The following is a 9036-nucleotide window of genomic DNA, read 5'->3' on the forward strand; positions in this document are numbered from 1 at the left end:
CCCCGGCACCGGGGCCGGGTGACCCGGGCCCGGCGGAGGCCGATCAGGGCGGCGAGGCTCCCGGGGCGGGCGCCGCGGTGGGCACCGGAGTGGGCGCGGATGCGCGGACGGGCGGGGCCGGGCATGAGCTTTCGGGCTCGCTCGCGGCCGTGCTCGACGGGCTCCCGGGCAACGGGCCCGCGGCGGGTGGTTCCGTGGCTGCTCCCGTGGACGACGCCGCGGGCGATGCGGTCGCGGGCAACGTGCCGGTCGGCCTGCCGATTGCCCTGCCGGGCGGCCTGCCGGACGGCAGCGACGGGGTGGTGGTGAGCGGCGAGCTGGTCGCGCGGTACCCCGAGGGCGTCGGCCCGCAGGGCCAGGACGACCCGACGGCCAACGGCGGCCTGCCGGTGGGCTCCCCGATCCCCGGGCTGCCGGGCGCGGTGGTCGTGGCACGGCCCAGCCGGCCCTGGCCGTACCCGGACGCGGACGGCCTGGAGGCGTACACGGACGGCTTCGGGGGCGGCGGGTTCGGGGACGGCGGCTGGTTCGGCGACAGCGGGTTCGGCGACGGGCCGGGCGACGGCGCCGGGGCCCGGGGCGGGGCCGAAGCGCCGCCGGCCGCGCCCGTGGCGCCCGCGCACCAGCGCGCCGAGGAAGCCGAGGCGCGGTACGGGCCCGAGGGCGAGCTGCGCACACCGCGCGTCCTGCCCCAGCGGGTCCGCAACGCGAGCCTCGCCGAACAGCTGCGCGAGGCCCACGCGTCCTCCGCCGCCCCCTACGGCCCCTCCGGCCCCGCCTCGCCGCCGGCCGACGACCCCTCGCCGCAGCGCTCGCGGGCCACCATGGCCGCCATCCAACACGGCACCCGCACCGCCCGTGCCACCCCCACCGACCCGGACGTGCCTTCCGCAGCTAAGGAACAGCAGTGATGACGCAGCAGCACACCGACACCGAGCGCGACCTCAACTGGCTGCTGGACCAGCTGGTGGCGCGGGTACCGGAGACCCGGCACGCCATCGTGCTCTCCGAGGACGGCCTGCTGGTCGGGCTCTCCCGGGGGCTCGACCGGGCCGACGCCGAACACCTGTCGGCCGTCGCCTCCGGACTGCAGAGCCTCGCCCGCGGCGCCGGCCAGCGGTTCGACGGCGGCCGGGTGCGGCAGACCGTGATCGAGATGGACCACCTGTTCCTGTTCGTCACCGCCGCCGGCCAGGGCGCCCGGCTCGCCGTGCTCACCAGCGAGTCGGTCGACGCCGGGCTGATGGCCTACGAGATCAACATGCTGGTCAAGCAGGTCGGTCAGTACCTCACCGCAGCACCGCGCAGCGACGCCGGCCAACCGGATGCGGGTGGCGGTGCGTGACCGTCGACGCCGCCGAGGCCTGGTTCTTCGACAAGGAGGCCGGCCACCTGGTCCGCCCCTACGCCATCACCAACGGGCGCACCGGCCCGGTCCGTGACGGCTTCGCGCTGATCACCCTGGTGGTCAGCGCCGACCCGCTCGCCGACACCAGCCGGATGACGCCCGAACCGGCCGCGATCCTCGACCTCTGCCGCGAACGCCCGCTCGCGGTCGCGGAGATCGCGGCCGTCCTGGACCTCCCGGTGAGTGTGGTCAAGGTGCTCCTGGACGACCTCGCCGAGGCCCGGATGATCCTCACCCGGGCACCCGTCGAGCTCGCCGAGGCACCGGACATCGCGTTGATCCAGGCCGTGATCGAGGGCATCCGCCGGCTCTGACCCGGCGCCGTTCCGTCCGCCCCGACCGCCCCGTACCTCGCCCAGTTCCCCTTCAGGAGACCCGACGTGACGACCAAGAGCCTGGTGCCGGGCGCGGTCAAGATCCTCATCGCCGGCGGCTTCGGCGTCGGCAAGACCACCATGGTCGGCTCGGTCAGCGAGGTCGAACCGCTGCAGACCGAGGAGCGGATGACCCGCGCCAGCATCGGGGTCGACAGCCTCGACGGCGTCCACGACAAGGCGACGACCACCGTCGCCATGGACTTCGGACGGATCACCGTCCGCGAGGACCTGGTGCTCTACCTGTTCGGCACGCCGGGCCAGTTCCGCTTCTGGTTCATGTGGGACGACCTGGCGCTCGGCGCGCTCGGCGCCATCGTGCTGGCCGACACCCGGCGGCTGGAGACCAGCTTCGCCGCCGTCGACTTCTTCGAGCAGCGCGGCATCCCCTTCGCCGTCGGCGTCAACTGCTTCCACGGACGCCGCGACTGCGCCCCCGAGGACGTCCGCCGCGCGCTTGACCTCGACCCGGACGTGCCCGTGGTGCTGTGCGACGTCCGGGAGCGCGCGTCCAGCAAGGAACTGCTGCTCGCCCTCCTCGACCGGGTCCACCGGAACGCGCTCGCCGCGCACGCCTGAGGCCGCCGGCGAGGCTGCCTAGACCGCCGAAGCCACAGGGGCTGCCGGGGCCGTAGAACCCGTCGGGGCCGCCGGAGCGACCGGAGCGGCCGGGGTCGGCTCCAGGTCGTGCAGGGCCCGGACCAGTGGCGCCAGTTCGGGGAGGCCGGCGGCCTCGGTGAGCGTCCCCTCCAGGGTCGCGTCGTGCAACGGGCGCGCCGCGGCGAGCAGTTCGCGGCCCTGCGGGGTCAGCTCGGTGTAGATGCCGCGCCGGTCGTCCGCGCAGAGGTAGCGGCTGAGCAGCCCCCGCTCCTCCAGCCGGCTCACCAGCCGGGTGGTCGCGCTGCTGCTCAGCGCCGCCGCACGGGCCAGCTGCTGCATCCGCATGTGCCAGCCGTCCTGCCTCGACAGCGCCTCCAGCACCGTGTACTCGACCACCGAGAGCCGGTGCTCCGCCTGCAGCGCCTTCTCCAGCGCCGAGTCGATCAGCCCGTGCAGCGCCGCGAGGGTCCGCCAGCCGCTGGCGCGAATCTCGGCGGCGTCGTCCTGGATCCCCATGGCTCGCCCCTCTCTGTTCCCGGTGGAACGTTCTTCCCTGTCCGATTATGCCATTTGGCGCGGCTTACCTGCTTGTGCAAATAGTTCGCCTCACCGGTCCGGGGCCGCCTCCCGGGGAGCGGTCTCCGGCAGCCCGGACCAAGCGGTCACGCAGAGCGCCGAGGCCAGTTCCTCCTCGTACCAGGCCGCCGCCAGCCAGGCGGACGCGAACGCGCCGTGGTCGTCCGCGATCACCCGCCCGAAGACGTCACGCTGCTGGTCCACCGCCGACGCGAGCAGCCCGTCGAGCAGCGCCGCACCGGTGGCCAGCCCCGCCGACCGCAGCCGGGCCCGGTCACCGTCGACCGCCCGGGAGCCGAGCGCCAGCGCGGCCCGCCCACCGGTCACCGCCTGCGCCACCCGTCGGGCGAGCAGGTGCACGGGGGTGGCCGGCGCCTCGCCACCCGTGGGCGCGCCGGCCGCCGGCACGCCGGGCACCGGGGGGCCGACGGGGCCGGCGGGCGGGAGGGTGAGGTCCGCCGTCTGGAGGCGCTCCAGGCCCAGGTTGACCCGGGCCGCACGGTCGGCGGGCAGCGCCAGGGCGGGCTGCTCGCGGGGCACGGACCCGTCGCGGGGCACGGACCCGTCGCGGGGCACAGGCTCGTCGCGGGGCACAGGCTCGTCGTGGGGCACAGGCTCGTCGTGGGGCGCAGGCTCGTCCCCCGGCGGCACGCCGACGGCCAGCAGCCTCAGCTCGGGGCGGGCCGAGCGCTCCAACCGCCCGATCACCCGCAACCGCAGGCCGGGGGCGGTGGCGAGCAGCGCCAGGTTGCCCCGGTACGCCAGCCCCGGGTGGTCGTGCGCGGCGCGCAGCGCCACCACCGCGCCGTCGCACTCCGCCAGCAGGCGCGGCTCCCCGCCCGGCCCGCACGGCACCGCGCCGAGCAGCGTCACGTCCAGGAAGAGCAACTCGCTCCCGGCCGGCCGGGCCTCCGCCGGCAGCGCCCCCGCCGTGAGCGCCCGCGCCACCTGGGCGGCCGGCGGTTCGCCCCAGAGCCGGGCGAGCGGCTCCGCCGTCCAGGCCGCACCCGCCGCGCGGACCGCCCGGACCGAGGCACCCGCACCGAGCCGTCCGGCCGCCGACCTGGTCGCCCCCTGCACCGCCAGCCCGGCCCGGGTGAACTCGCGGTGGCTGAGCATCGCGTCCCCCAGCCGCACGGCCCTGTTCCCGGCCCCGACCGCCTGCGGCGCCGCCGCCGTGGCGTCGGTGTGCGGCATGACCTCCGCCATCGTGTGCAGCCCGCCGCCCGCGTCCACCGCCCAGGTGAGCACCCCCGCGTGGGTGGCGGTCAGCACCGGCTCGGCGAACAGCCCGTAGAGGCGCAGGCCGCCCGCCGGCGCGTAGGACTGACGGGCCACCCCGCGCAGCTCCGCGACGGAGGGTTCCGGCGCGACGGCCTCCGGCGCGGCGGCGAGGGCCAGTGCCGTGCTGAGGCCGAGGAGTTCGCGCAGGCCGGCCACCAGGTCGGCGAGCCGGTGGTCCGGCTCGCCCGAGCGGGCGGCGCGGATCCGGGTGACCACGGCCACCGCCGCGGCCGCAGGCCGGTACAGGCCGGCCAGCCGGGCCTGGTGGGCCGCGCGCAGCAGCTCCGCCTGGAGCACCGCGCCCGCGCCACCGACCCCCGCCGCCAGCACGGCGGCGCCCACCCGGTGCAGGTGCCCGGCGGCGGCCCGCTCGGCGGCGGTGAGCTCCTCCGCGGGGTCGGCGAGGGCGGCGGGTTCGACGGGGGCGGACGGTGCCGGGTGAACCGGCCGGCCCGCCCGGTCCGTCAGGTCCGTCCGGCCCGACGGCGGGACCTCGGTGGTCGCCGCATCCCCGTCGGCGGGCGGCTCGTCGTCGGCGAGCGGGCAGACCGTGACCGCCGCGGCCCGGTGCACGCAGGCGGGTGCCAGCAGGCAGCCGCAGCGCACGTCCGCCTGGTCGGCGACCACCCCGCCCGGCGCGTGCAGGACGAGCACCGTCTCCTCGTCGACGGCGATCCGCCACTCCTCGCCCGTCCGCTCCACCGGCCGCTCGGCCAGCTTGGCGGCCGCGCCGTCCAGCCGCTTCTGCAGCCGCGCCGAAAGCCCGGCCACCACCTCGGCGACCACCTCCGGCCGGACCGCCGGCCACTGCGCGTCCGTCACTGCCCCTGCCACCTCCGTCATCGGACCTTCTCCCCCACCCAGCGGGCCAGCTCCAGCGGGCTGAGCGCCGCCACCGGCATCCCGGCCGCGACCAGCCGGCCCGCGACCGCCTTCGAGTACCGGGCCGTCCCGGTGTCGTCCAACGCGGCGCAGCCCAGCAGATGGCAACCGGAGTCGACCAGCGCCCGGGTCTGCGCGAGCAGCCCGTTGACCGGGCCGCCCTCCTCGAAGTCGCTGACCACCGCGATCAGCGTGCGGGACGGCACGGTCACCAGGCTCCGCGCGTACTTCAGACCGCCCGCGATGTGCGTGCCGCCGCCGATCCGGACCTCCAGGAGCAGCCCCAGCGGGTCCGCCACCTGGTCGGTCAGGTCGACCACCTCCGTGGAGAAGGCGACGAAGTGGGTGCTCAGCGAGGGCACCCCGGCCAGGATCGACGCGGTCAGCGCCGCCCAGACGGTGGACGCCTCCATCGAGCCGGAGACGTCCACGACCAGGATCAGCCGCCAGTCGGACGCCTGGCGGGCCCTGGTCCGGAAGACCGGGCGCTCCGGCACGATCACCATCGGGCCCGGCTCGCCGCCCGACGGACCACCGGCGGGGTCGGCCGGGCGGGCGGTGGCGAGGTTGGCGCGGATGGTCCGGTGCAGGTCCAGGCCGCCGCCGGGGCGACGGCTCGGGCGCGGCACGCTGATCCCGGTGAGGGCGGGGCGCAGCCTGGTCGCCAGCTCCCGGCTCAGCTCGTCGACCAGGCGCCGGACCAGCGGACGCAGCCCCGCCAGCCGGGCCTCGGGCAGGCCGCCCGCGTGTTCCAGGACGGTGCGCAGCAGGTCGACCGAGGGGCGGACGGCGCCGGGGTCGATCGCCTCCAGGGCGTCGCCGCGCCCCTGGGCGACGGCGGCCGCCAGCACCTCCTCCCGAAGGCCCGGCCCGAACAGGGCGGTCAGCTCCTCGGCCCACTCGCGCACCCCCGGGTACGGGGCCTCGCGCCCGCCCCGGCTGCCGCCCGCCCCGCCCCGGCCCTCCAGTCCGGGGCCGGAGCCCTCGCCGTGTCCCGTGCCGTACAGCTCGTCGAGCGCGGTCGCGAGGCGGGCGGCCCGGCCGGCGAGGCCGCCACTGCCCGGGCGGCCGAGCAGCAGCCGCCAACGCTCGGCGGGGACGAGGGCGTGGGTGGGGGTGGGGGTGGGGGTGGGGGTCGCGGTGGGGGCTTCGGTCCTGGCGGGGACGGGGGCGGGGGCCTCGGCGGTGGGTGCGGGGAGGAGGGCCGGGAGCAGCCCTCGGCGGGCGAGCGCGGCGCGGGCGGCCAGGTCGGCGCGGGACCAGTCGGCGAGCAGCGCGGGCGGCACCTCCGCGGGGAGCGTGTCCAGCCGGGTGCCCAGGCGTTCCTCGACCAGCTCCAGCAGCCGGTCGCGGGCGGCCGGGCTGAGCGTGTCGAACCCGCCGCGCAGTGCGGGCAGGCGGTCCAGGAAGGCGCCGTCGGCGAGGGTGACCACCCGTTCCAGCACCGGTTCGAGGACTTCGGGGGCGGTCGAGAGCAGCCCTTCGGCGGCCGTGAGCAGTCCGACGAGGGACCGTTCGAGGGCGTGCCGGGCGTCGGGCCCGGTGGCGCCGTCGACCCAGGAGGCGGCCCGGCCGCCGAACACGGTCGGCTCCTCCTGCCGGAGCAGCACCCGCACCGCCCCGGCGGCGCCGCGTACGAGGGGGCTGCCGCCGTCGGCGAGTTCGGCCAGCGTGTGCCGGAGCCGGACGCCCCCGGACAGGTCCGCCCGCCGCGCCAGCTCCACCAGCGCCCGGGCGTCGTCCGCCTCGTCCGACCCGCCCAGCCCCTCCAGCTGCCGCACCGCCGCCACCGTCACCACCTCGGCCGCCGCCGCCAGCCGCGCGAGAACCCGGTCCACGGCAGGCAGCCCGCCGGGCGCCACGACCACGGGCGCCGGGCCGGACGCAGCTTCGGCGCCGGCCGAAGGGGTACCCGGAACCGTCTCGGGCTCACCCGCCGGCGCAGCGGCGGGGGCCGGGGCCGCGGAGTCGGCGGCGGGCGAATCTGCGACGGGCGGGTCTGCGGGAGCGGGGTGGTGGGTGGCGGTGAGGCGGTCCAGGAGGGAGAGGGCGTTGAGGAGGTCGGGGAGGGTGCCGCCGGAGGGGAGGACGGCGGTGAGCTGGGTGAGGCGGGTGTCGGTGAGGGCGGGGAGGCCGCAGGCGGCGGCGTCGGCGAGGCCCCGGAGCACCTCGCCGGCCGTGGGGCCGTCCGCCTGGAGTTCGCGGCGGAGCCGTTCGCGCAGGGCGCCCTCGGCGGCCTGCGCCGGGGTGACGCCTCGGGTGCCGGCGACGGTCAGCATGGCGGCGACGGCCGGGGTCCAGCGCACGCGCCAGCGGGTGGTGAGGGTCTCGGTGCCGCCCGCGCCGGCGGTCTCGACGGGTTCGGCGTAGGGGACGCCGCAGGCGGTGAGGCGGTGGAGGAGGAGTTCGCGGCGCCGGTCGAGGGGCGAGCGGAGCGGGTCGAGCCGCAGTTCGCGGGGAGCGGGCTCGGCGGTGTCGCCGGGGCCGGGGAGGCCGAGGTCGGCGAGCAGCCGCTCGACGGCGGGGGCGAGGCCGCTGCGCGGGGCGGCCGGGGTGGGCTCGCCGGTGCGGGTGCCGATCAGGACCTTCTCCAGCGCGCGGGCGACCGCCCGGCCCCGACCGAGGGGCTCGCCCTGGGCGAGGACGGTCTGCACCGCCTCGACGAGTTCGCCGCGGCCGGGGGCCGCGAGTGCGCGCAGCCGGGCGAGGTCGCCGGCGAGCCGGACGATCTCGCGGGCGTCGGCCGGGCCGGAGGGGTGGTCCTGGGCGCGCAGGGCCTCGCAGATGCGCACGGCGGTGCGGACGAGTGCCTCGGCGAGCCGGTCCGGGTCGCCGGCGGCGTCGAGCACGGTGTGCTGCCACTCGGGGTCGCGGATGCCGGCCGGGTAGCCGGAGCGGGCGTCGAGCAGCGGGTAGGTGTAGGGGATCAGGGAGACGACGTGCCGGGAGTCCGGGGCGGGCCCGGCGGTGTGCTCGTCGGCGGGGTCGCCGGTGGGGTCGCCGGCGACGTCGGCCTGCTCCGCGTCGGCCCCGGCCGGGGTGAGCGCGGGGGCGTGGAAGGCGCCGATGACGGCGGCGACCCGGCGGCCGCCGGCGCCCGCCTCCCGGATGCGCTCCCGCATCCAGGCCTCGCGCCGCCGGTCGTACGGGTCGACTCCGGGGCCGTCCTCGGCGTCGCGGCGCAGCGCCCAGCCGACCAGCAGGGCGGCGCGCCGCACGGCCTCCGGGGTGGAGCCGGGGGCGGCGGTCTCGACCAGGCGGTCCCAGAGGTCCTCGTCGTCGTCGCGGCCGGTGAGCCGGTGGCGCAGCGCGTCGGCGACGCCGGGGCGGGCTTCGCCGCCGGGGCGGGCGTGGCCGCGTTCGGTGTGGCGGTCGCGGATGGCGAGGGGCAGGTCGCAGGCGACGGTCTCGACTCCGTGGCGGCGGGCCCAGCGCAGGGCGGCCAGTTCGGGCGAGAAGTCGGCGAAGGGGTAGAAGGCGAGGCCGGTGCCGTGGCCGGCCTCGGCGCCGAGGCCGTCGGCGTGCTCGTCGGACCGGTCGGCGGCGGGGGCGGCGGCGAGGGCGACCGGGGCCTTGGTGGCCTCGTCGGCGAGCAGGTCGAGCCAGGGCTGGAACTCGGTGGGCAGCTCGACCAGCAGCACGTCGGGCGCGGCGGTGTCGAGCAGGGCGGGCACGACGGCGCTGAGCGACGGCGCGTGGTGGCGCACCCCGATCAGGTAGGGGCCGGGCGTGTCGAGTCCGGACGAGGCCAGTCGGGCGGCCTGGGCCTCGACCGTCCCGCGCGGGTCGTCGAGACCGGGGCCCGCCCCGCCGGGCGGCACCGCGCTGCTCATGTGTTCACCTCTCGGTGGAAGGTCGGGAGATCGGGAGGTCGGGAGTCGGGGGTTCGGGAGTCGGGGTTCGGGAGTCGAG

The 9036-nt window shown here is 77.9% G+C and carries 7 protein-coding genes; 4 read left to right on the forward strand and 3 right to left on the reverse strand.

All coding sequences use genetic code 11. From position 1 onward, the window contains the following. Positions 1–194: 194 nt before the first annotated feature. The 4 genes from ACFU74_RS33890 to ACFU74_RS33905 all read left to right on the forward strand — a co-directional run bounded on the left by ACFU74_RS33890 (position 195) and on the right by ACFU74_RS33905 (position 2361). Entirely contained in the window at positions 195–911 is a 717-nt protein-coding gene (locus ACFU74_RS33890) for a hypothetical protein (protein WP_380763840.1), read from the forward strand. Continuing rightward, positions 911–1345, forward strand: coding sequence for a roadblock/LC7 domain-containing protein (locus ACFU74_RS33895; protein ID WP_380763842.1), 435 nt, complete (start codon positions 911–913; stop codon positions 1343–1345). The genes ACFU74_RS33890 and ACFU74_RS33895 overlap by 1 nt, the downstream gene beginning before the upstream one ends. After that, positions 1342–1722 carry a DUF742 domain-containing protein gene (locus ACFU74_RS33900; RefSeq protein WP_380763844.1) on the forward strand — a complete coding sequence of 127 codons (381 nt, stop codon included), beginning with the start codon at positions 1342–1344 and terminating at the stop codon, positions 1720–1722. The genes ACFU74_RS33895 and ACFU74_RS33900 overlap by 4 nt, the downstream gene beginning before the upstream one ends. A 66-nt stretch (positions 1723–1788) precedes the next feature. Beyond that, the gene (locus tag ACFU74_RS33905; protein ID WP_380763846.1) at positions 1789–2361 is read left to right on the forward strand and encodes an ATP/GTP-binding protein; all 573 of its coding nucleotides are present in this window, start codon (positions 1789–1791) and stop codon (positions 2359–2361) included. 18 nt (positions 2362–2379) lie between these two features. On the opposite strand, the gene ACFU74_RS33910 is transcribed toward ACFU74_RS33905, so the two are convergent. The 3 genes from ACFU74_RS33910 to ACFU74_RS33920 all read right to left on the reverse strand — a co-directional run bounded on the left by ACFU74_RS33910 (position 2380) and on the right by ACFU74_RS33920 (position 8957). Beyond that, positions 2380–2898 carry a MarR family winged helix-turn-helix transcriptional regulator gene (locus tag ACFU74_RS33910; protein WP_380763848.1) on the reverse strand — a complete coding sequence of 173 codons (519 nt, stop codon included), beginning with the start codon at positions 2896–2898 and terminating at the stop codon, positions 2380–2382. 90 nt (positions 2899–2988) lie between these two features. Beyond that, the gene (locus ACFU74_RS33915; protein WP_380763850.1) at positions 2989–5085 is read right to left on the reverse strand and encodes a hypothetical protein; all 2097 of its coding nucleotides are present in this window, start codon (positions 5083–5085) and stop codon (positions 2989–2991) included. Continuing rightward, on the reverse strand, positions 5082–8957 hold the full coding sequence (locus tag ACFU74_RS33920; protein WP_380763852.1) for a DUF5682 family protein: 3876 nt from the start codon (positions 8955–8957) through the stop codon (positions 5082–5084). Before ACFU74_RS33920 ends, ACFU74_RS33915 begins: the two co-directional genes overlap by 4 nt. Positions 8958–9036 lie beyond the last annotated feature (79 nt).

The sequence above is a fragment of the Kitasatospora sp. NPDC057500 genome, assembly GCF_042802195.1.
In the GTDB taxonomy this organism is placed as follows: Bacteria; Actinomycetota; Actinomycetes; order Streptomycetales; family Streptomycetaceae; genus Kitasatospora.